Below are 22,738 nucleotides of genomic sequence, written 5' to 3'. Positions count from 1 at the left end.
CAATCCACAGCGTTCGAAAATCGCTTTTCGGTTACGATCAGTCTGCGCGCGCCGCTTTCCGAGCGCGACGTTCCTCAACAATGGCAGCGAAATCGATGCCGGCGGGTTGATCGAGCGCATGTTCGCGAATAGCCGCTTCCGTCGCTGCCAAATGTCCGGTGGCGAAGATTGACAGCAGCGTCCGATGCTCCTCGATGATGTCGTCCATGCTCTTCCCGAAGGTCGAGAGGCCGAAGATTACCGTTAGCTGCCGGGCGATGGACTGCCAGAGTGTCAGGAGCACAGGGTTGCCCGAAAGTTCGCAGAGAACGCGATGGAATTGGGTATCGGCCATGGCAAAACCATAGGCATCGCTGCGGTCGCGCATCAGGATCAGTTCCTTGAAGGCCGCTTCCAGGCGCGCGAGATGGCGGCCCTTGTGGTGACCCTTCTCGATCGCCCGCCGAGCCGCATGGCTTTCCAGTGTGGCCCTGACGTCGAGGACATTGTCCAGCGTGGCCTTGTCGATCTGCATCAGGCGAATGCCCTTATAAGGCTCGTTTGTCACCACCCCCTGGCTCTCGAGGATCCGCAGCGCCTCCCGGATCGGAACGCGGCTCATATTGAGAAGCTCGCTCAACTCCTTCTCGGTCAGTCGCTCGCCGGGCAGGATCAGGCCGCGGGCGGCTGCCGACATGATGACATCGATCGCATGGTCCACCAGCGTGCGTGGGCGCTCGGGCTGCCAGTTCTCGACATTCATTGGGGTGGCGGTCATGTCCCTCTCCTCATCAACCGGTCTCATCTCTACCCCGAGATGATATGCAAAAATACACGTTTCGCCGCCCAACCGCGATAATTTCTGCCGATTTTAGCGGCACATGTCATAAACGACCAACAAGAAGGCAGGGCGGCTTGACATTCGTATAATAGTATACAAAATGGCGGTAAGCAATTGCTTCCCAGGTCCGGGCCTGACGCGCGCTGCGGGCTGGGGTAACGAAAAAAAGCGCGCTCAGGGGATAAGATCATGATGAAATGCCTGGTGTCGACTATGCTTGCCGCCTTGCTTGCCGGAGCGACAACCGCCGCCGCCGAAGACACGCCCAGCCCGGCCCCGGCGGAGTTCGCGGCCATGCCGGCCTGTCAAGCGCTGCAGACCAAATATCCCGGGCTTAAGGGCAAGGAGCTGGTCGTCGGCCTCGGTGGCTACAACAAGGGCTTCCAGTCGCCGAAGGCCGGCAATCCGGATCAGCTCGAGGGTCTCGATCCCGACATGTTCGACCGCCTCGGCGCCTGCCTCGGCTTCACCTATAAATTCCAGCTCGGCGCCTTCAACGTCCTGATCACCTCGCTGACCTCCGGCCGTATCGATATCGGGCCGTCTCTCTATGTCACGCCGGCCCGCCTCGAACAGGTAGCATTCGTGTCGTCCTATCAGGTGATCGACGGGTCCGTGGTCGCCAAGGGGAATCCGAAGAAGCTGACGTCGCTCGACGATCTCTGCGGCATGACCATCTCTGCAGCCGCTGGCACCTTCGAGGCTTCGACGCTCGCGCCCGAACAGACGAAGAAGTGCCTGGAGGCCAAGAAGCCGGCAGTCGACGTCCTCCTCGTCCAAAACACCGACAATGCGATCATGGCCGTCCAGGCCGGCCGTGCCGATATTCATCTCACCTCGGCGGCCGTCGCCCGCGGCCTTGTTGCAGCCGACCCCAAGCTCGAGCGCGCCTTCGATGTCAATCTGCCGATCCGCAACGGGTATCCCATCGCCAAGGAAAATACTGAGCTGCGTAGCGCCATCACCGAGGGCATCAAGATCATTCAGGACACCGGCGTCCAGAAGAAGCTGCTCGAAAAATGGGGTCAGGGCGGCGATGCTGAGCGCCCGGTCGAAAATCTCGGCTGATCATGGCGCGATCGAGCCGATGTCCTACGGCTCGACTCTGTAAACTTCCGCCGTTCCCGAGATCGGCCTTCGCCTTCGGAAACGGCCTAACGCCTGACGGTCGCGCCGCCACGCAGAGATCTTCTCTGCCTGGCGCGGCCGGCTGCATGCACATCCAGGTCTCTCCCGCTCTTCAACAGCGTCGGGACGCCCTTTCCGCTCGCAGGCTTTTCCGATGGATGCATTTTTCCAGTATCTGACCTTCCCCTATCTCTGGCAGGGCGCGGTCATCGCCGTTCAGCTCATGATCGGCGCGCTCTTCGGCGGCATTGTCATCGGCTTCTTCCTGGCGCTCGGCAGCATGTCGAAGCACCGGTTCATCAGCTTCCCGGTCAAGGCCTATATCTATTTGCTGCGCGGCACGCCGGTGCTGCTGCAGCTGATCCTGCTCTATAATGTGCTGCCACAGTTCGGCATCCGGCTGTCGCCCTTCTTCAGTGCGCTCCTGGCCCTGACCATCAACGAGACCGCCTACTGCGCCGAGATCATCCGTGGCGGTATCATGTCGGCCAATCGCGACCAGCGCACGGCGGCCCAGGCCTTCGGCTTTACCCGCACGGCGGAGATGATCCATGTCGTCATCCCACAGGCGCTGCGCGCGATCATGCCGACGCTCGGCAATGAATCCGTCGGCCTGCTCAAGTCAACCTCGCTCGCCTCCGTCGTCGGCGTCAGCGAGCTGACCATGCGCAGCCAGACCATCGTGTCAGAAAACTTCCTGTTCATTCCCGTCCTCATGGCAACGGGTGCCATCTATGTGCTGATGTCGAGTGTCATGGCGATCGGACAGTGGTGGCTGGAATCGCGGGTCGGGCTGGAGTTTCGCGCGCAGCGCGCCCGCAAACGCAAGCCGGGCGCGGTCGCCGCCCTGCCGGCACCCGGCGCGGTCTCTGCGGATGGCGCGCCGCAGAAGGTGCTCGATGTCATCGATCTCAAGGTCGCCTATCACGGCAAGGAGGTGCTGAAGGGCCTCTCGCTCACCGTGCGTCGCGGCGAGGTCGTCGTTCTCCTCGGCCGATCCGGCTCCGGCAAGAGCACGCTGCTCAAATCCATCCTGGCGCTGGCGCCGGTCCTCAGTGGTGATATCCGGGTCGGCGGCGAGCGGATCGGCCGCAGTGCCAGCGGCGCCCCGCTGCCGGCCCGCGCTCTGCCCGGCAATCGCGCCGCGGCCCGCATCGGCATCGTCTTCCAGAATTTCGCGCTCTTCGATCATCTGACCGCGGAAGAAAACGTGATGAGCATTCCGGTCATCGTCCAGAAGCAGACCAAGCCAGTCGCACGCGCCAAGGCGCGTCGGGCCCTCGACCAGGTCGGCCTTTCCGCCTTCTACAATTCCCTGCCGCATGAACTATCGGGCGGCCAGCAGCAGCGCGTCGCCATCGCCCGGGCGCTAGCCAGCGATCCGCAGCTAATCCTTTTCGACGAGCCGACCTCGGCCCTTGATCCCGAGCTGGTCCGCGAGGTGCATCTGACGATCCGCAAGCTCGCCGAAGCAGGCATGACCATGGTCATCAGCACCCATGACGTCGAATTCGCCCGCAGCGTCGCCGATCAGATCGTCTTCCTGCAGGACGGCGTGCTGGTCGAACAGGGCCCGCCGGCCATGATCGACAACCCGCAGACCCAGACCTTCGCAGCCTATCTCCGTCAGGAGGCGGCCGGCGAGATCCCGCATCCAGTGGAACGTCCCAAGCCTGCGCCGCTCCCAGTGCAGACACTGATTCATACGGACCGATGAGCGCGATGCTACCCTTTGAAACGGAAGCGCGGGCTGCGATCGGGGACGAGCTGTTTGGCTATCTGCTGGGCCGCGCGGTGGATGGCGGTGATGAGGACGCCAATGAAGCGGCGCTCCGCCAGTTCCGCCTCGTGCCGCGCATCATGGCCGATGTGCAGGCGGTGGATCTCAGCACCCGGATCCTGGGGCTGGAGGCCGCGGCGCCGCTGATCGTCGGCGCCTTTGCCGGCGACCGTCTCTTTCATCCGGAGGGGCTGCTTGCGGTGGCGCGCGCCTGCCATCGCCTTCGTCTGCCGCTGATCGTGTCGGAGGAGACGGTCACGCCGCTGGCCGAGATCGCTGGCATCCACGACCAGGTGCTCTTGCAGCTGCGGGCTGCCGGCCCGGTGGCGCGCGTCATGGCCCTTGCGGATCATGCCGCGAAGGTCGGCGCGCGCGGGCTGGTGCTGACCGTCCTGGCACCGGCGCATCCAATCGACGGCCTGCGGCCCGGCGGCTTCAATGTCGGCCAGGAACTTCGCGACCGCGGCTGGACGACGATCGGCTCCGACCGGCCCGGCCCCATGCCCTTGCCGGCCTTTCCGAACTGGACAACCGCCGAGGTCAGCCAGATCGCCGCCCATTCGAAGGCGCTCGGGCTTGCACTCATCGTTAAGGGCGTTCTGCATCCGGACGATGTCGCACGCTGTGAGCAGGCGGGCGCGGATGCCGTCATGGTTTCCAATATCGGGCTGCGGCAATCCTCCCGCTGGATTGCGTCTGCTCATGCTCTAGCGGCCGTTCGTACGGGCTCGTCGACGAAGACACCCCTGCTTTTCGATGGCGGCGTCCGCCACGGCAGCGATGTGCTGATCGCCTGCCTGCTCGGTGCGCAGGCGGCGGTGGTTTCGCGGCCCATCCTCAGCGCGTTGGCGGGCAGGGGCGAGCAGGGTGTTGAGGCCACCCTTCGCAGCCTGATCGACGCGACGATGGCGATGACGCTCTGGATGGGGGCAGGGCGCATCGATGCCCTGACGCAAGATCAGCTTGTCACGGCGGATGGACGCCCAGTCGTAGGAGGAGAACACCATGGCTAAGCGCCGCCCCGTCTTGAAGCTCAATGAGGGCGATCCCAGCGAGCAGCGCCTGTATTACCTGCCGCATTATGTGGCCGCCGAGCGCGGTTTTTTCGCCGATGCCGGCCTCGACGTCGTCTTTACCCGAACTGCCAGCGGAGGAGAAACGATCCGCGGTGGCCAGATCCCGGCCGTTCTCTCCGGAGAAGCGGACCTGACGATCGGCGGCCCGATGGTGACGATGAAGATGCTGGAGGAAAACTCCGCCCATCTGGTCAATATCTGTGCAGCGGTGCGAACCCATCCTTGGTTCATCCTCTCGCGCCGCCCGATGCCGGCCTTCGTCTGGGATGACCTGCGCGGCAGCACCGTGATCGACCTCGCCAGGATCGGGACCGCGACCTTCACCTTCACCGCCCTGCTGCAGGAGAGGGGGCTCGCCGACGCGGTGACACTCGTCCCGGCCTCGCTGCCGGAAGACGAGGCGCTCGCAGCCTTTGCCGGCGGGGAGGGCGATTTCGCGATCCAGCATCTGCATGCCGCCGGCCCGGCGCTTGAAAGAGGGACGATCTTCGCGGTCCAGGATTTGGCAAGACCAACCGGCCCCGTGCCCTGGAGCGCCTATATCGCCTTGCCGGACGTCGTCGAACAGCGCCGGGCGGACTTCCGGGCCTTCGTCCATGCCATGGATCGCGCTTTCTCCTGGATCGCCGGCCATGCCGGCAGCGACATCGCTGCCCTCGTCGGCGATCGATTTCCCAATCTCCCGCAGCCGGCCATGGCGAAGGCAATCGACCTCTATCGAAACGTTGATCTCTGGCCCTCCGACCGACAGATCGCGGAGCCCGATTTCAAGCGATTCTCGGATCTGCTGATCCGATCCGGATGGCTCTCGGCGCCAGCCCCTTACTCGATGCTGGTTCGCGATCCCGGCTGAAACGACTGGAGAAGACGATGGACACTCTCATTCTCGGCGGCACAGTCGTTACCGAAGACGGCGTTGCCACGCTCGATATCGGCATTTCCGACGGCAGGGTCGCCCTGTTGTCGGCACCGGGCAGCGCGGTGTCCGCCGACCGGATCATCGATGCGACGGGTCTCCTGGTCGTGGCCGGCGCCGTCGATGCCCATGTCCACTTCACAGGCTCCAATCCCTTTCCCGAACAGGAGCTGTTTGACGGCACCTGCGCGGCGGCGATGGGGGGTGTCACCACCATCGTCGAGATGCCGCACTCCACCCCGCCGGCAACGACGCTCGCCGCCTTCGAGGCCAAGAAGGCCATGGCTGCGCGGCAATGCGTCGTCGATTTCGGCTTGTGGGGCGGACTGGACGGGAAGAACCTGGACGAGCTGCCGCGCATGCGCGACGCCGGGGCCCTGGCTTTCAAGGGCTTCCTCTGCAGTTCGGAACGCGACCGCAAGGCGAGCGATCCCTCCGGCCTGCCGGCGCTGAATGATGCCGAGCTGCTTGAGGCGATGCGTGTAACAGGCGCGTTCGACGGATTGATCGGCCTGCATGCGGAAAATCACGACCTTCTGATCGAAGCGCAGGCGAGGCTGAAGGCGGCTGGACGGCACGACATGCGGGCGCACGCGGAAGCCGGGCCGGAAATTGCCGAGATCGAGGCGGTCGCCCGCATCATTACCTTGGCCCGCGAAACCGGCACGCGCTGCCACATCGTTCATCTGAGCTCCGGCAAGGCGGCGGCGCTGATCGCTGCAGCCAAGGGTACCGCGCCGATCTCGGTCGAGACCTGCTCACACTATCTTCTGCTCGATGAGGACGATTTGATCCGCATCGGTCCATGGGCGCGATGCGGCCCGCCGCTGCGCCGCCGCGAGACGATCGATCTGCTCTGGAAACATGTGCTGGATGGGACCATCGACAGCCTCGCCTCCGACCATTGCCCCTATCTGCCCGAGGCAAAGGCGATTGGCGCCGAGAGTGTTTGGAAAGCCGGCATGGGGCTGACGGGCGTGCAGACCACCGTGCCTCTGCTCTTCAGCGAAGGCGTGCTCAAACGCGGCCTCAGCCTCGAGGACTTTGCGCGCATGACGGCGGCCGGGCCGGCTAAGCTCTTTGGCCTCTATCCGCGCAAGGGTACGATCGCGACCGGCAGCGACGCGGATCTCGCCTTCTACCGGGCCGATGAGAAGTGGACCATTTCCGGCAAGGACTTCCCAGGCCATGCCCCATGGACAGCCTTCGAAGGCACGACTTGCACCGGACGCGTGGTCCGCACCATGGTGCGGGGTATCGACGTTTTCAAAGACGGTGAGATCCAGGTCAAAGCAGGCTTCGGACGATTTCAGCGCAAATCCGAGGCGCTGTGAAGGATCTTTGCCCGAAAGCACTCGCGGCTGCGCGTTCGAGGCAGCCACGTCTCCTTATTGGCCTAGGCGAGTGCACGCAGGCAGGTCTTGGCGTGGCATGCACAATCGCTGAGTTAGAGTTGGTCATTCATACCAGCGTCCATTCGTCCCTCGACCTTGGCAGCGACGGTTCGCATGGTGTGACGTATCCGTTCGCAGAGAAGCCTGACCCGAAGGGTTTGCCGGGTGTCGACATGCGTCAACAGCCATACATCTCCTGTGTGTTTCACCGGGCTGCCGGGGACACGCGACAGCAGCGGGTCCGCGTCGCCGACAAAGCAGGGCAGGGACGTCATCCCCATGCCAGCGCGTGCTGCGTATAGTCTCGACCGCATTTCCGAAAAGCGGACAGGAACCTCGGCTGATCTGAAGCTGTCTCGAGGTGCCCAGTCGCTCGGAACATCCTCGCCGGGCCCGAGCAGCCACGCCAAGGGAGGCGCGATGCCCTTCGTCCTATCAAGACGGCGGGCATAATAGGCCGTGCTGAAGGCGCAGAGCCGGCTTCCATAAAGGTTGTCGGGCGGCGATCCATCTCCGAGAACCACCCGCAAAGCCACATCCGCCTCGCGATTGCTGAGATTTGCAACCGTTCCCGTCCCGATGATCTCGAGCGCGATATCAGGGTAGGACGATCGGAAGTCTGTCAGCGTCTCCATGAGAAGATCTGTCGCGAAGGAAATGGGCAGGGTGAGGCGCAGCGGTCCGGAAACGCTCTGGTCGCGCGCGAAGATCCGCCCCTCGATCTTGGTCGACGCCTCCGACATCTGTGCGGCCAGATCGACAATATCGGTCCCGGCCGACGTCAGCCTGTACCCTGATGGAAGCTTGTCGAAGAGCTTCGTTTTAAGCCGCTGCTCCAGGCGCGCTATGCCCCGGAGAACCGTGGCGTGGTTGAGCTGGAGCGCGTCTGCTGCCGCACGCACCGTGCCGCCCTTCGCAACAGCGAGGAACATCCGCAACTCATTCCAGTGATCCATGGTGCGTTTCTTCACAACCCCTATGCCAAGCCGCCCAGTTTATCTGCCGTTTCCTGCCGTTGTATAGCCTGATGCACGGTCGAGCTGTGATTTCGCACCACCAATACGACTGTCGACCTTCATCGAACAAGCACGCAAAAACGAAGGTCAATGATGCGCAGAGTGTTCCAAATGCAGGCCGCCATGCTTGCGCTCCTCCTCGGTTCAACGGCCGCGTCGGCGCAATCCCTTTCCGACATTGAGCCGTCACGGGAGCCGCTGGTGCTCCAGAGCCAAGGCAGCTTTTTCGTCGGTGGCCGAACCGTCAGGACGGAGTCCGCCGGCTGGGGCGATCTGAAAGATGTTTTCGGAGAAAGCTTCGAAGCGGGCGATGTCGTCGTCGATCAGATGTATGTGCAATTTCAGGCGCCACCCAAGCCGACGCATTTGCCGATCGTCTTCATGCACGGCGGGCTTCTCTCCTCGAAGCAGTGGGAGACCACGCCGGATGGCCGCATGGGCTGGTTCGAATATTTCACGCGACAGGGATTTCCCACCTATCTGGCCGAGCAGACCGGCAGGGCCCGGTCTGGCTTCAATGGTACGGCCTTTAATCAGGTCAAGAACGGACGTTTGCCGCCTGGCGCGCAGCCGAAGGTCTTTCTTGGCACATCGAGCATGGCCTGGAAGGTGTTCAGGTTCGGTCCTGAGCTTGGCAAGGCTTGGCCCGATGTCCAGTTTCCGGTGAAGGCCTTCGGCGAATTTGCCAAGCAGGTTATCCCGGACATGATCGAGACCGAGGTGCCGAGCCTTCTGAACGAACTGGTTCAGCCGGAAACGAAAAACCCGACCGTCGACAACGTTGCCGATCTCGCCGCAGACCTCGGCGGAGCCATCCTGGTTGGCCACTCCCAGTCGGCGGGGTTTCCGACCCAGGCGGTCCTGAAGGGCAAAGGCGGGATCAAGGGGCTGATCCAGCTGGAGACCGGCTGCTTCTCCAACCTGACGGATGAGCAGGTGAAGGCGCTTGCGCAGGTTCCGATCCTGGTCGTGGTAGGCGACTATCTCGGCAGTGACCCGTCCGCAGCCTGTGGCAAGGAAATGGATCAGATCAAAGCAGCCGGCGGTGACATCACCTTCGTCTCGCTCCCCGCCGCAGGCATCAAGGGCAGCACGCATATGTTCATGCAGGGCAAGGAGAACATCAAAGTGGCGGATCTGCTGATCGAGTGGGTCGACAAGCATGTCAAACGCTAGAACCAGGTCGTGAGCTCTGGCGCCACGATCGACACGCGAGGCCCTTGGTTGGTGTCGATGCCCGCTGACAGCAACCCGTGAGCCTCCCGTGGGGGCTGTCGCTCTCCCATGACGGCCCCCGCAAGATGAAGACTCTAGCCAGGGTATTCTTCGCCTCACGGTGCGCTGAGCCTGTCCAGAACCGGCAAGACCTTGGAAGGCTCGGGTGGCGGGTGTAGTCCGGGTTGACCCCCGCATAGGCGAGAGCTGGACAACAACTTTCGTTCAGTCGATGTCGGTGCGTCTCGCATGCGTAAACCGCATGGCGCTTACGACGGTTTGCTGAGCATGCTTGCGAGATCTTCTCTCCTGAACGGCTTGGTCAGCCGCGGCAGGTCCGGCGCCACGTCTTCGACCTCCGAGAAACCGGACACGATGAGAACTTGGACATCCGGATGGGCTGCAAGGACAGATCGCGCGAGTTGTGTCCCGCTGATGCCTGGCATGAGATGATCGGTGACCAAGAGCTTCGGCGTCAGTCCCTGTTCGAACAGCTTCAGCGCGTCCTCCGCGGACCTCGCTTCGACAACGTCGTAGCCGAGCTCGCGTAGCATCTCCGCCGTGCTGAGGCGGACTAGGTCCTCGTCATCGACAAGCAGCGCAGTGCCGGAGAGCGCGGCTGAGACGAGGCTTGCCGGACGCTCCCCTTCTTGAATGGCCTCCGCGCTGACCGGCAGCCAGATTTCGACGTTCGTGCCGATCCCTGGGCGGCTCCTGATGGTCAGTGTACCGCCCAACTGGAGAGCCAGGCCGTGAACCATGGAAAGCCCGAGCCCCGTCCCTTTGCCGATCCCTTTCGTCGAAAAGAAGGGCTCGGTTGCGCGCTTCAGTGTCTGCTCGTCCATGCCTGTGCCGGTGTCGGAAACCGACAGCCAGATGTAACGGCCTGCCGCCAGTTCCGAGGGCCTTGTCGGTCTCTCCGAAGACGTTCCAGCTGTAATCCTCAATGTTCCGCCATCCGGCATCGCATCACGCGCATTCACTGCAAGGTTTAAAAGGGCCATCTCCAACTGGTTGCGATCAGCCAAGGCAGGCGGAAGATGGTCCGAGACCTCGACTGCGATGCGGATTTGAGGTCCGGTCGTGCTGGAGATCAGCTCGGCCATACCCCGGATCAAATCGCCGACATCGACAGCCGCTGCCTGCAGGGGTTGCCTGCGCGCAAAGGCGAGCAGACGCTGAACAAGGACGCGAGCTCGCTCCGCCGCCTGGGCGGCGCCGGAAATCATGCGCTGCTCTCGTTCGCCGCCGAGTTGCTTGCGCTGCAGGATGTCGAGACTTCCGATGATCGGCGTCAGGAGATTGTTGAAGTCGTGTGCGACCCCGCCGGTCAGTTGCCCGATCGCCTCCAGCTTCTGCGCCTGTCGGAGCTGATCTTCGACAAGCGATAGGCGTTCCTGCTCGTTGAGAAGCTCCGTGACGTCGCGACCGATGAGATAGGCGGCGCTGACCACACCATCGTCGCCAAGGACCGGACGAAAACGCATCTCATAGGCGCGCCGCTTGGCATCGCCGTCGCCCCACCAACCGGTCTGGTCGAAGGATTGACCGGAGAGCGCCCGATCCCAGACAGCTCTTGCTCCATCTCTTTGCTGAGGAACATGGGCGAGGAGGTCCAGCAGGCTCTGCCCCGTTCGGGGCCGGACCCCAAAAACCCTTTCATAATCCGCCCGCGCAGCGGGATTGATTGCCAGGAACCGATAGTCGCGGTCGATCATCTGGATTGGCGAATCGGTATCCTCGACGATGCGTGCATAGATGCGGCGCTCGGCGAGGCTCTGGTTCACGCGCTCCTCGAGGGTTGCATTCATAAGACGCAGAGCGCTCTCGGCGCGGGCGCGTTCGACCGCTGCCCATGTCCGATCCGCAACCTCGGAGGCGATGGCTACCTCTTCATCCGTCCAACGCCGCGGCTGGCTTTCGTGGACATACAGGATCGCCACCAACCGGTCTTCCTTCAACAGCGGAACGACCAGCAACGACTTCGTCCCGATGCTCGCATATCCCTCCGCATAAGGCGCAGAGACCGGGTCGTCGGCAACCGAGTCCAGACGGAGCAGTCGCCCGGCCTTCAGCTCAGCGATAATCGCTGCTCCGAATATCTCCAGCCGTCTCGTCTCTCCACCGAGCGAGGACATCTTGCCATCGCTCCAGTCGCGCTCGACCGTGACATGCTCCTGGCTTGCGTCTATCTCGCCGTAGCCGGCTCTTCCTGCCGCCAGATGTTCGCCAAGCATTTGCGCTGCCATCTGCTTGATCTCGTCAGCGCTCGCGAGCGGACGCAGGTAGTCCGACAAGTTCAGCAGGAAGGATTGCCTTTTGGCGAGTGCACGCAGGCTGGTCTCGGCATAGGCACGCTCAACCGCTGACCACGTGCGCTCGGCCACTTCGCGGATCAGCGCGCATTCCTCAGCCGTCCACGCCCGCGGTTCCTTGTCATGCACATAGAGCGCCGCGACGAAACGACCGTTGCGGATCAGCGACACGGTCACCACGGATCGGATTTGAAGAGCCTGGAATGCCGATGCGGCTTCGGGGCCGATAACCCTCCTATCCGTGAGGGCATCGGAGATGACAAGCGAAACGCCGTTTTGTAATGCCGCAAGCACGTGAGGTCCGAAGGCGGCAAGATCATGCGTGCCGCTGTGGCTTTCTACGGTGCCATCGGTCCAGTTGCCGGGCGTGGTAAAATAGCGTTCGCTTTCATCGACCGATCCATAGCCGACGCGGCTGACGCCGAGATGCGACCCTAAAGCCTGCTGCGCGATCTCGATGATCCTGAACGGGTCATCACTGTTTTGAAATGCGGCTTCGAGATCGATCAGAAAAGCCTGACGAAGCCTGGCCGTCACGGTTTCTGTCGTTTCGGTACACAGGCAGAGAGCCGCAACGACACTGCCGTCTTCGCCGCGAACCGGGCTGTAGGAGAAGGTGAACCAGGCCGGTTGCGGCGTCGGCCGGCTCAGCATCACCCTCATGTCTTGAAAAAGCCTGGAGTGTCCGGCAAAGGCCTCATCGATGACGGGCGTCACCTCCTCGACGACTTCGGGCCAAACCTCGAAAAACGGCTTCCCCAAAGCGGACGGATGGCGGGCGCCAAGAATGGGTATATAGGCCTCGTTATAGACCAGGCGGCGGTCCGGGCCGATCACCATGAACATCGGGAAGGGCGCTTCCGCGATCGTGTCGACAACGCCTCTTATGCGCGGACATTGCTCCGCCAGGAGGAGCTTCAGATCCTTATCGGTTTCGAGCTGCTCGCCCAACAGTCGCTCCAGAAATTCACGCACTCAATGCTTCTCCGCGCCGTCGATGCGGTCTCTGTTTGACGGCTGACTATATGGCTGAACAGCGATCAGCAAAGATGGCGGCCGGACAGCTGAGACCGTTGAACAGATCTTGGAGACTTTCCGCAACCACGAAGAGTGAGCCGGAGCCGGCGGCATGAGCCAGAAGACATGCTTGCTGCGTGAAGAGCAAGGGCCTTTTCGAGCTTTATGAACAGATTAGCCGCCGTGGTCGCAAACCAGCTTTCGGATAAACCAACCGTTTTCGCCATCTCCGCGACCGAAAGCCGGCCGTCGGGAATCTCTGAGAAACGGTGGATCAGTTTGTTCATCTGCGCCTGCGTTAGCCGGGAAGACGATCTGGCAGCTCTTTCCGTTGGGATTTCAACCAGCCCGCAGATAAGGCTCCGGACAAGGCTCTCGGCGAAGACCGGATGTTTCGTCGGCTCCCTTATCTCATCGGCGAGGAGACTGGCGAGAAGCCGGATCGCCGGGTCGTCATGCACTTCAACCGGTCGGCGAACCGCAAGTTGCGCCATGGACGGCGCGATTGCTGGACCCAGGAAGCGGGAGAGCCGATCCGTTCGAAGGTGAAGATTGAGATGCGAAAAGCGTTGGCCGGCAAGGCTCTTCGTCCAGAGCGGCATTCCGGGTGGAACATAGATTGCGTTGGCAAGCGGTCGCCAGACCGAACCGACTGCCGGGTCGTCATTGGTAATCCGGAACGTATCGGACACATCATCAAGGAAGATCATGATCCAGGGATCATCGGCAAGGTAGTAGCCGCTGGCTCCTTCTTCCGCTTCGGCTTCCCAGACGACCCCGACCAAGCCCTCCCATCGATGCCACTTTACCGGTGCGGTCGCGCGAATGCCTTGTGTCTTCCACGACATCGCATGCCAGAAACTCATCGCAAGATTCCTATCCACAAACTGTCGAATGAACTTCGATAAGATCTGTATCCGAGGATCGGCCAGGAGGCCCGTCGTATGGTAACGCAGCGTCGATGCCCACGTCTTGCCGAACGCAATCGGTGCGGAGTGATCTCAACTCGGCGGAGAGAGGGGCATCGACGGAGAGGTCGGAGCGAATGAGGCCGTGGCTCCAGCGATCCTTGGAGAAAGGGCGGTGCCAGGGTGGGCAGTCGACAATCGGATACCAGCAGACGCCCGCGATGACCGCACCATGAAAGGCGGCGATGTCGACCTGATCCAGCACGTGTCGGAGCCAGGTGCCCTTGTTCAATCCGGGGTATCGGCGGTGGTGGACGGGATGGCCGTCGTGCCAGCTCGTTTCCGAAACCATGATCGGTTTGCGGTATCGTTTCCATGCTGCAAGCAGGACCTTGACGAGCGACGTCCGCGCCGTGTGCGGGTAATAGTTCACGCCGATGATGTCCACATCCACGGCGGAGACGATCGCATCGGTCGCCTCGAACTGCCGCTCTCCGACTCCCGTGATCGGGTCGTTGGTAAGGATGCCGACAGCGGGGTGATGGTCGCGGGCGACCTTGGCCATCTGGATCGCCATGTCGACAGCGTTGTGACGCGGCAGTCCAGCAATCATCGGATAAAGCGACGGCTCGTTCACCGGACAAAGCCAGAGCCGTTCCTCGCCATTGATCGCATAGGCCGCCTCGGCCGCGATGCGCGCGCATCGGACCGCATCCTGATTGCGATGATAGTGAGACAGGTCCCAGATCGCCTGGATCCCTGCGTCCCTCGCTGCGCGAAGACGCTGGAGGGCGCCATGACCAGGCACGAGACCATCGCGGACGGTGCGGAGTCCATGCTCTCCGACAATGCGGAAATGGTCGGCCATCCGCGCATCCGGCGTGTGGCCGGTCGTCACCAGGAGATCATGACGACCGCCGTGAACGAGCCCGCACTCGAAGCCAGCGATGACCGAACTTCGGAAGAGGGAAGCCGGTCGGATCGGCAAAGGCAGTTGGCTCATGCCGCCGTCTGACACCGGGCGGTCAGCTTGTTTCCGTCGGGGTCACGCAGGTAGGCAACGAAGACCCCGTCCGGACGGAGGGTCGGAGGTGTCTCGATCGACGTTCCCCCATTCAGCGCTCCGGCGTCATGCCACGCCTGAACATGAGCCCGGCTAGCCGCCAAAATCCCGATCGTTCCACCATTGGCGGCGGTCGCCGGCTTGCCGTCGATCGGTTTCGTGATCATCAGCCGACCGCCGTCGTGACGATAGATCAGCCGGCCCCTCTCATCCATCTCCCCGGCCTGCCCTCCCAAGGCAGCGAAGGTGGCATCGTAGAACCGTCTGGACAGTTGAAGGTCGTTGCTGCCGACCATGACGTGGGTGAACATGCGTCATCTCCGAAATCAGAATGCGGGCCCGACAGTGCCATGACGCGAACCTTGGTGGTGGCGAGTCGAGAAGGTTGAGAGACCGGCGGGAATTGGATCCTATCAGAGACTGCAGGCGTATTCTCGCTTTGACGCGGTAAACGGTTCAATCTATCCGATTGTTCTAGAGAGTGCCTGGCGGCTTTGATTGGGCTGCAGGCTCCCGTAGAGCTCTACAGTGATAACCCAGAGCGTCGCGCTGTGCTCATAACGGAACGGCGAAAACCGAGCCGTAGGAAGATGGCATATTTGCGAGCTTGGTTGCGGAAATTGTTTCCGCTTACTGGTGATTACGGATCAACTCTGCTTGCAGGCCCTCGAACGCGCCATCGAGGATCAAGGGAAAGGGGCGTTTTCCGCCTTCCTGATTGAAGATCTCCGAGGCAAGCCGCAACGCAGAGACAGCGACCATCGCGACGAGCCTGAGCCTCGGCTCACGATCAGGTTCTGGCCAGCGCTGTTGTAACGCCGAGAAAAGGGTCGCTTCGTGTCGTGCATAGCTTGCCTGTTTACGGGCCTGCACCGAGGCGCTTCCCCGCATCATGCGATCCAAAGCGAACATGTCTTCACTGGGGATCGATCCGGTGATCTTCAACAGAGCAAGGCGCACCGCGTCATAAGGGCTACTTTCCAACGGTGCCGTCCGGATTTCTCCAGCGATCATCTCGCTCATCCCGCTTTGGAGCGAAAGCAGAATATCGTCCTTCGATCCAAAATAGTGGAAGAACGTGCGTCGCGAGATCCCGGCCGCTTCTGCAATCTCATCGATTGTGGTGCCGTCTATGCCTTTCTCGATGAAAAGGCAGATACCGACATCGGTGATGCGGCGCAGCGTTTCTCGACGCTTTTGCTCCCGCACGCCGCTTTCTTTCGGAGCCTCCGTCCCTACACGCATGCTCTCTCCAAAATTTTCGTTGCACCGAGTGCAAAATAATCTTACACCCAGTGCAGTTTTTGAAAGGGACTGCCATGAAAAGATGGACAGCGAACGACATTCCTCCGCAATACGGCCGGACTGCTATTGTGACAGGCACAGGCGGGCTGGGATTCGAAGACGCACTTGCGCTAGCACATGCTGGCGCCTCGGTCATCTTAGCTGGGCGGAACTCCGTCAAAGCTGCAGAAGCGATAAGACGTGTGGAGCACGCTGTGCCGCAATCGGATATTCGGTTCGAAAAGATCGATCTGGCCAGTCTTGTTTCCATCGAAAGCTTTGCGGAAAGGGTCGCCAAAACCTGTAGCCGCATCGATCTGCTGATCAACAACGCAGGCGTCATGGTGCCCCCACGACGCTTGTCCACCGAAGATGGTTTCGAGCTGCAGTTGGGCACCAACTATCTCGGACATTTTGCGCTCACAGCCCATCTCATGCCGCTGCTGCGTAAGGCCGAGGCGCCCCGCGTTGTTTCGGTTTCCAGCGTCGCCGCTCGGGCTGGCGCCATTGATTTTGAAGACCTGAATGCTGTTCGCAACTATAATCCTATGGCTGTCTACAGTCAGTCGAAGCTTGCGTGCCTGATGTTTGCCTTGGAGTTGCAGCGTCGAAGCGAGGAGGGCAGGTGGGGCGTTATGAGCCTTGCCGCCCATCCGGGCATTGCTCGCACGGATCTTCTGCACAATGGACCTGGCCGGTGGAGCCTGCACGGGTTAGTGCGAACACTCCTGCCCTTTCTGTTCCAGCCTCCCACGATCGGCGCACTCCCAACGCTATTCGCAGCCACCGCGCCTGATGCGCTTGGCGGAGCCTATTATGGGCCTGACGGCATGGCTGAAACTCGCGGGTATCCCACACATGCAAAAGTTCCGAGCCAGGCACGTGACAGGGACGCTGCAGCCAAGCTGTGGCGGATCTCTGAACAGCTAACCCACACCCGCTTTCCTGAGAGGTCGCAAGACCCATCCGTTCACTAGCGTTCGAGCCCTCGCAGGTTCGGATGTAGGTGATGTCCGTGACCCACGCCTTGTCTGGAGCCACCACGTCGACTTGCCGGTCGAGCCTGTTGTCGAGAGCGACGGCAGGCCTGCCGCCATAGATGCCGGGACGGAGCTTGTAGCCGGTCTCGACCTTGATCCCCGCGAGACGGGTCAGACGCGCGATCCTGTTCGGGCAGCACATCCCTCCCTGATCGAGAAGGTCGTCGTACAGCTAGCGCCTTTCGGCGATTGTGGAACAATCGCCTGTCGGCCGATGGATAACCGTAGACCTTGCCGCTCTCTTCCCATGCCTTGAGGAGCAGATCGGTCTTCCGCTTGTCCTCGCTGGCTCGCCTGCTCAGCGGGCTCTTCATCTTCAGCTCAGCAAGCCGCAGGTTGAGCCGGCGGCCGATCATCTGTGCCTTTCTATGGTTGGAACACTGAAGGCTCAATGAAAGTCGGCTGCCGGGTCGACAATGTGTGAAGGCGCTCGGGATACGGGCGCGCCAATAAAAGATGTTGCCCCGGCGGATGAGATTTTCGACGTCGTGACGAACCGGCATGGCGCGACTGCCCTTACAGGCCACCGGTCAGGAACCACGTCAACGCACGCGTGGGCCTCACCTGTGGGCATCAGGTCGCCAATGATGCCAAAACGGGGTCCGGAGCGGCTGGAAAACTGAAGAAAAACAGGAATTTGGGAGAATTGGCTGGGGAACCTGGATTCTCAAATAATTTCAATGGCTTAGTTCAAAAGCCTTGAAATTTCCTCTGTTTTTCTGCCGCGAGCGACCGTGGATGCCACCTTTGTGCCCTGGCTTTGGGCATCGGTCAACTGGGCGCCAAAGCGGCAATAATTTCCGCTTTCGGACCTATAGTTTGCGGGTATACGGCGGTAGGGCGTCGGCAGCTCAGCACCACCGATCCGGACGATAAAGCGATGCCTCAAGGTGCGCGAAACGGACGTGTTTCTATCACAGTGGCATGTGCGTCGGTGACAGCCACCAAACGACGAAGCGTCACGACATGAGCTGCTTCTTGGCCTTTAAAACAGGCCAGGCGCTCCAGTCTCAATTGCCCTTCTTACGGATGGACTGAGCTCGCTTTGCATGCCGTCATCTTCGATGGTGGCCATTGCTGCAGGTGGTCGTGTGCCAGGCTTGAACGCCTCAATCACGGCATTAGGACCGTCAGCGGATGCTACCATCCCAGTGTGGAGGCCTATGCGGTACTCCTTCATTCCCGTCGGCATGCTGAACTGCGAGACCGGCACGCCTGCCAAAGCGGCATTCATGAAGTCGTTGAAGACCGGAGCGGCGAGTCTGCTTCCGCTTCCGCCTTTCTCCAAGCTCTTAGGAGCATCAAAGCCGATGTAAACCCCGGCCACCAGATCGGGAGTGAAGCCGATGAACCAAGCATCGTTGTTCCCGTTCGTCGTTCCGGTCTTGCCTGCCACAGGTCGCCCCAAATTCACTCTCCTCGACGCTGTGCCTTCTTCGACGACACCCTCCAATAAAGTTTAGCATCCGCTGCGGCTTCTATGATCTCAAATGAGCTTCTCGAGCGCAAAACCTTTGGCCCGCATCTCATCGCAATAGGCCGACAGAATCTTCCTTAAGACCGCCTCGAACCTCATGAGCAGACGCGGCACGGGACGATTGCGCGAATACATCATTGCAAAGGTAAGCGGCACTTCGAGTTCATAGGGGATGGCGGCCACGACGTCGCGATGGTCGAACGGAAGGATGAGAGGATGCGCGAAGGCAATGCCGAGGCCGTGCTGGACGAGATGCATCGACGCCATGGATTGATTGGTGGTCAGCATCATAAATTGTCCGACTTCGGCGCGAAGCCCCTCACGCAGAAGGATCCCCGGTGTCGTCTGCGCCCCATGGGCTATGATCGTCTCCCCCACGAGATCGGCCGCGGTAATGACCGTATGCGATGCCAGGCGGTGATCTCTTGGAACCAAACAGATCATGGACATGCGCATCAAAGGCTGAGCGGCGACACCAGCTTCGTCGAAAGGCAGGAAAGCGAAGCCCACGTCGCAATATTCTTGTCGAACTTGGCGCACTACGTCTGAAGCGCTGTGTATTTCGAGGCGCACTGCAACATTCTGCCTTTCGCTGCGAAAAGCCTTGAGCGCGGTCGGCAGAAGGTCATTGGTGAAGGAAGGCACGGAGGCGATGGACAGCGATCCTGCCTGAGTGTCGCGCAGCTCGGCTGCCTTGCCCTTGAGCGATGCCATCTGTGCAAACATGCGTTCGACGTCCGGCAGCACATTGTTGGCTTCGGTCGTCAGGCGCGTGCGGCCGTTGGTGCGAACGAACAGCGCAAAGCCGAACTGCCCCTCAAGATCCTTGAGGGTCTGGCTGACGGCGGGCTGCGACACTCTCAGAAGCCTAGCAGTTTCCGTCACGCTCTGAGTACGCGCGAATAGCCTGAACGTTTCCAATTGCCGGAAGTTGATGTTCATAACCTACGCCTTATGTGGGCATTGGGTTTTTGTATTAGTTCTAATGTCAGTCTTCTGCAATGGTTCTGCCAGTGAGTTTTTGGAATCGCTAACGGCCTTGCAGAACATTCTCGAAATAAGCGATCTTGAGATCGATATCCCCATGAAGAGCGGCACTATCAACGCTGTCCGGGGCGTGTCCTTCGCCATCGAAAAGGGCAAGACGCTCTGCCTCGTCGGCGAATCCGGATCCGGTAAGTCCCTCACGGCGATGTCGATCCTGGGCCTCCTGCCGGCACGGGGCATCCGGCGTCTTTCGCGTAGCCGGTTCGACGGCCGCGACATCGCGCACTTCTCCGAAAGAGAGATGCAGGATCTGCGGGGAAAGATGATTGGCGTGATCTTCCAGGATCCGATGATGGCCTTCAACCCGACCATGACGATCGGCCGCCAACTCGAGGAGGTCTATCTTCGACACATTTCGAATGACCGGGCGAAGGCTCGCGCCAAGTCGCTCCATCTGTTTCGTAAAGTCGGTATGACCGATCCGGAAGCCCGGCTCAGCCAGTATCCCCATGAACTGTCGGGCGGTCTCCGCCAGCGTGCAATGATCGCCATGGCGCTCATGTGCGAGCCGTCGCTGCTGATCGCCGATGAGCCGACCACGGCGCTCGACGTCACCATGCAGGTGCAGGTGCTGGCGCTGCTGCGCCAGATCCAGGACGATCTCGGCATCTCGATCCTATTCATCACCCATGATCTCGGAGTGGTCGCTGCGATCGCGGATCATGTGGCCGTCATGCAGTCTGGCCGGATCGTCGAGTTCGGCGATGTCCGCCAGGTGTTGAAGGCGCCGCGTGAGGATTACACCCGTGCCCTGATTGCCGCCGTACCCAAGACCAGGAGGCTCGACGCCGGGCCGACGGCAACCCCGGACGTGGCCCATGGATAAGGTCGCACGGAAAATCGCGCTTGAGGCGGCTGCAGTCGTTCGACAGTTTCCGGTCAAGGGCAGGAAGACCCCTTTCACGGCGGTCGATACCGTCAGCCTCAGGCTCTACGAGGGCGAGACGCTTGCCCTCGTCGGCGAATCCGGATCCGGCAAGACCACCCTGTCGCGCATGATGCTCGGCCTTCTGCCGCCGACGCGCGGCGACGTCCAGGTCTTCGGCCGTGATATCTCCACCTATTCTCGCCTCGACCTTGCCGGCCTGGTACAGCCGGTCTTTCAGGACCCCTACGCCTCGCTCAATCCGCGTAAGCGGCTGGCGGACATCATTGCCATGCCGCTGCGCGCCGCGGCATCGCCGTCGCGCGAGGAAGTCCGCAAGCGTGTCGAAGAACTCCTGCAGCAAGTCGGCCTGCCGGCCTCCTTCGCCGAGCGCTTCCCGCACGAATTGTCCGGCGGCCAGCGCCAGCGGGTGGCGATAGCCAGGGCCCTCATCAACCGACCCCGTGTGCTGATATGCGACGAACCGACCTCCGCGCTCGACGTGTCGGTGCAGGCGCAGATCCTCGAACTGCTGAAGGAGCTGCGCATGCAGTTCGGACTCTCCTACCTGATCGTCACCCACAACATCGGCGTCGTCAGCGAACTCTGCGACAGGGTCGCCGTGATGTATCACGGCCGCATCGTCGAATATGGAAATGTCGACGAGGTTCTGTCCGATCCGGCCGACGCCTACACACGCCGGCTTCTTTCCGCCGTCCTGCCGGTCGATCCGGATCTGGCGCGGCCGGCGGTGAGCGCCGCTATCTCCCTCGCCTGACCTGAAGAGCACACTTGACGTGACAATGCAAAACGGAGACTGCCGAATGCCCAATCTTGTCCGCCGGGGCGCTCTTGCCCTCATGGCAGCCAGCTTTTCCCTGATGCCCATGACAGCCTATGCCGACAAGGCGAACGATACGCTCGTCGCCGCCTTCCAGGCCAAGCTGCCGAGCCTTGACCGCTATCATGCACCGGGTCGCGAAGGCTTCCTGCTGGGACTGCTCGCCTATGACGCGCTTGTCTATCGCGACCCGAACACATTCGAGGTCAAGCCGCTCCTTGCAACTACCTGGCGCCAGATCGACGAAAGAACCTGGGAATTCGATCTTCGCGACGGCGTCAAGTTCCACAATGGCGATCCGATGACGGCCGAGGACGTTGCCTACAGCCTGACCTACGCCGCCGATCCCGACAACCGCGTATTTAACCGCATGACCGGCGGCTGGATCGACCACGTCGAAGTCGTCGGCCCCCTCAAGGTGCGTGTCGTCGGTAAGCAGATCACGCCGCTCGCCATCGAATACATCATCCAGTTGCCGATCGTGCCGAAGCGATATCGCGAAACCGTCGGCATTCAGGGCTTTGCCGAAAAGCCGGTCGGTACCGGGCCGTACAAGATCGTCAGCAGCACCGGAAACGACATCACCTTCGAACGCAACGACGACTATTTCGAGGGCGGCGGCAAGTCCAAGCCGGCGATCAAGACCTTGATTTATCGCGCCATCCCCGACGTCAACACGCAAGTGGCCGAACTCATCAGCGGCGGTGTCGACTGGGCCTACTATATCCCAGCGGACCAGGCCGAGAAACTGAAGCGCATGCCGATGGTCGACGTTATCAACGCCGAGACCTTCCGTATCGGCTTCCTGACCCTTGACGCCGCAGGCCTTTCCAATCCGAACAGCCCGCTGAAGAACGTCAAGGTGCGCCAGGCCATCGCCCATGCCATCGACCGCGAAGCGATCGCCACGCGGCTGGTCGGCGGCGCCTCCAAGCCCGTCCCGTCGGCCTGCACGCCGTCGCAGTTCGGCTGCGAGCCCGAAGTCTCGCAATATGCCTATGACGTGGAAAAGGCCAAGGCGCTGATGGCCGAGGCCGGGTTTGCCGACGGCTTCGACATCGACGTCTACGGCTACCGCAGCCGCCCGGTCGCCGAAGCGATCATCGGTTATCTCAACGCCATCAGCATCCGTCCCAACCTCCACTGGCTGCAATATTCGGCAGTCATCCAAGCCCGCCGCGATCACAAGACCCCTATCGTCATCGACGACTACGGCTCTGCCGGCGTCAACGACGCTGGCGGCATCCTTCCTTTCTTCTTCGCCGGATCTCCGGACGATCAGTCCCGCGACCCGGTCGTCACCGAAGCGGTCAAGGAAGCCGGCGCGATCGCCGATCAGGACAAGCGCAAAGCGCTCTACTCCAAGGCCTTAAAGCAGATCGCCGATCAGGCCTACTGGGTGCCGATGTTCTCCATGCCGGTCAACTACGTAATGTCCAAGGCTGCCGACGTCCCGGTCCCCGCCGACGAGAATGTCGAGTTCTGGCGCGCCTCGTGGAAGTGATGTCAGTCGGTCCCCGTCGGGCAGTCGTTTGA

19 protein-coding genes and 2 pseudogenes are annotated in these 22,738 nt (G+C 61.5%); 10 read left to right on the top strand and 11 right to left on the bottom strand.

Annotated features, from left to right (window positions below; all coding sequences use genetic code 11):
- Nucleotides 1-37 precede the first annotated feature (37 nt).
- A complete protein-coding gene (locus U8330_RS14245) occupies nt 38-757 on the bottom strand; it encodes a GntR family transcriptional regulator (protein WP_323105917.1) in 720 nt (239 codons plus the stop codon).
- 252 nt (nt 758-1,009) lie between these two features.
- On the opposite strand from U8330_RS14245, the gene U8330_RS14240 reads away from it, so the two are divergent.
- The 5 genes from U8330_RS14240 to allB all read left to right on the top strand — a co-directional run bounded on the left by U8330_RS14240 (nt 1,010) and on the right by allB (nt 7,054).
- Nucleotides 1,010-1,888, top strand: a complete 879-nt coding sequence (locus tag U8330_RS14240) for a transporter substrate-binding domain-containing protein (protein WP_323105916.1) — start codon at nt 1,010-1,012, stop codon at nt 1,886-1,888.
- Nucleotides 1,889-2,102: 214 nt separating this feature from the next.
- On the top strand, nt 2,103-3,665 hold the full coding sequence (locus U8330_RS14235; protein WP_323105915.1) for an amino acid ABC transporter permease/ATP-binding protein: 1,563 nt from the start codon (nt 2,103-2,105) through the stop codon (nt 3,663-3,665).
- A 5-nt stretch (nt 3,666-3,670) separates the two neighbouring features.
- A complete protein-coding gene (locus U8330_RS14230; RefSeq protein WP_323105914.1) occupies nt 3,671-4,741 on the top strand; it encodes an alpha-hydroxy acid oxidase in 1,071 nt (356 codons plus the stop codon).
- Nucleotides 4,734-5,657, top strand: a complete 924-nt coding sequence (locus U8330_RS14225) for an ABC transporter substrate-binding protein (RefSeq protein ID WP_323105913.1) — start codon at nt 4,734-4,736, stop codon at nt 5,655-5,657. The genes U8330_RS14230 and U8330_RS14225 overlap by 8 nt, the downstream gene beginning before the upstream one ends.
- 17 nt (nt 5,658-5,674) lie before the next feature.
- Nucleotides 5,675-7,054 (top strand): allantoinase AllB, encoded by a 1,380-nt coding sequence (gene allB, locus U8330_RS14220; RefSeq protein ID WP_323105912.1) that lies wholly within the window; start codon nt 5,675-5,677, stop codon nt 7,052-7,054.
- A 113-nt stretch (nt 7,055-7,167) separates the two neighbouring features.
- On the opposite strand, the gene U8330_RS14215 is transcribed toward allB, so the two are convergent.
- Nucleotides 7,168-8,070: a LysR family transcriptional regulator gene (locus U8330_RS14215; RefSeq protein WP_323105911.1), complete on the bottom strand. Its 903-nt coding sequence runs from the start codon at nt 8,068-8,070 to the stop codon at nt 7,168-7,170.
- Nucleotides 8,071-8,331: 261 nt separating this feature from the next.
- Between U8330_RS14215 and U8330_RS14210 the strand changes: the two genes are divergently transcribed.
- Nucleotides 8,332-9,306 (top strand): hypothetical protein, encoded by a 975-nt coding sequence (locus tag U8330_RS14210; protein WP_323105910.1) that lies wholly within the window; start codon nt 8,332-8,334, stop codon nt 9,304-9,306.
- Between the two features lie 308 nt (nt 9,307-9,614).
- Here U8330_RS14210 and U8330_RS14205 read toward each other — a convergent pair whose 3' ends face one another.
- From U8330_RS14205 to U8330_RS14185, 5 genes are all read right to left on the bottom strand, one after another.
- Complete coding sequence (locus tag U8330_RS14205) at nt 9,615-12,635, bottom strand: GAF domain-containing protein (protein WP_323105909.1); 3,021 nt, start codon at nt 12,633-12,635, stop codon at nt 9,615-9,617.
- A 65-nt stretch (nt 12,636-12,700) separates the two neighbouring features.
- Nucleotides 12,701-13,543 (bottom strand): AraC family transcriptional regulator, encoded by an 843-nt coding sequence (locus U8330_RS14200; RefSeq protein WP_323105908.1) that lies wholly within the window; start codon nt 13,541-13,543, stop codon nt 12,701-12,703.
- A 10-nt stretch (nt 13,544-13,553) separates the two neighbouring features.
- Nucleotides 13,554-14,453 (bottom strand): glycosyl hydrolase 53 family protein, encoded by a 900-nt coding sequence (locus tag U8330_RS14195; protein ID WP_323105907.1) that lies wholly within the window; start codon nt 14,451-14,453, stop codon nt 13,554-13,556.
- Nucleotides 14,454-14,584: 131 nt separating this feature from the next.
- Nucleotides 14,585-14,959 (bottom strand): VOC family protein, encoded by a 375-nt coding sequence (locus U8330_RS14190; protein WP_323105906.1) that lies wholly within the window; start codon nt 14,957-14,959, stop codon nt 14,585-14,587.
- Nucleotides 14,960-15,278: 319 nt separating this feature from the next.
- Nucleotides 15,279-15,893 (bottom strand): TetR/AcrR family transcriptional regulator, encoded by a 615-nt coding sequence (locus U8330_RS14185; RefSeq protein ID WP_323105905.1) that lies wholly within the window; start codon nt 15,891-15,893, stop codon nt 15,279-15,281.
- A gap of 74 nt (nt 15,894-15,967) precedes the next feature.
- On the opposite strand from U8330_RS14185, the gene U8330_RS14180 reads away from it, so the two are divergent.
- Nucleotides 15,968-16,909: an oxidoreductase gene (locus tag U8330_RS14180; protein ID WP_323105904.1), complete on the top strand. Its 942-nt coding sequence runs from the start codon at nt 15,968-15,970 to the stop codon at nt 16,907-16,909.
- A 7-nt stretch (nt 16,910-16,916) separates the two neighbouring features.
- Here the strand turns inward: U8330_RS14180 and U8330_RS14175 are convergent.
- The 4 genes and pseudogenes from U8330_RS14175 to U8330_RS14160 all read right to left on the bottom strand — a co-directional run.
- Nucleotides 16,917-17,286: pseudogene (locus tag U8330_RS14175) on the bottom strand (hypothetical protein); the annotation flags it as partial.
- A gap of 18 nt (nt 17,287-17,304) precedes the next feature.
- A pseudogene (locus tag U8330_RS14170) lies at nt 17,305-17,475 on the bottom strand (DUF6538 domain-containing protein); the annotation flags it as partial.
- Between the two features lie 482 nt (nt 17,476-17,957).
- Nucleotides 17,958-18,425: a penicillin-binding transpeptidase domain-containing protein gene (locus tag U8330_RS14165; protein WP_323105903.1), complete on the bottom strand. Its 468-nt coding sequence runs from the start codon at nt 18,423-18,425 to the stop codon at nt 17,958-17,960.
- A 33-nt stretch (nt 18,426-18,458) separates the two neighbouring features.
- Nucleotides 18,459-19,391 (bottom strand): LysR family transcriptional regulator, encoded by a 933-nt coding sequence (locus U8330_RS14160; RefSeq protein ID WP_323105902.1) that lies wholly within the window; start codon nt 19,389-19,391, stop codon nt 18,459-18,461.
- Between U8330_RS14160 and U8330_RS14155 the strand changes: the two genes are divergently transcribed.
- From U8330_RS14155 to U8330_RS14145, 3 genes are read left to right on the top strand one after another with little or no spacing between them, the layout of a single operon-like run.
- Entirely contained in the window at nt 19,384-20,322 is a 939-nt protein-coding gene (locus U8330_RS14155; protein ID WP_323105901.1) for an ABC transporter ATP-binding protein, read from the top strand. The two genes, U8330_RS14160 and U8330_RS14155, sit on opposite strands and share 8 nt — an antisense overlap.
- Nucleotides 20,315-21,139 carry an ABC transporter ATP-binding protein gene (locus tag U8330_RS14150; RefSeq protein WP_323105900.1) on the top strand — a complete coding sequence of 275 codons (825 nt, stop codon included), beginning with the start codon at nt 20,315-20,317 and terminating at the stop codon, nt 21,137-21,139. Before U8330_RS14155 ends, U8330_RS14150 begins: the two co-directional genes overlap by 8 nt.
- A gap of 46 nt (nt 21,140-21,185) precedes the next feature.
- Nucleotides 21,186-22,706, top strand: coding sequence for an ABC transporter substrate-binding protein (locus tag U8330_RS14145; RefSeq protein ID WP_323105899.1), 1,521 nt, complete (start codon nt 21,186-21,188; stop codon nt 22,704-22,706).
- The last annotated feature ends 32 nt before the right edge of the window (nt 22,707-22,738 follow it).

Origin of the sequence: Rhizobium sp. CC-YZS058, from assembly GCF_034720595.1 — a bacterium.
GTDB lineage: Bacteria > Pseudomonadota > Alphaproteobacteria > Rhizobiales > Rhizobiaceae > Ferranicluibacter.
The sequence above is the reverse complement of the archived record's forward strand: the minus strand, read 5'-3'. Positions and strand labels throughout refer to the sequence as shown.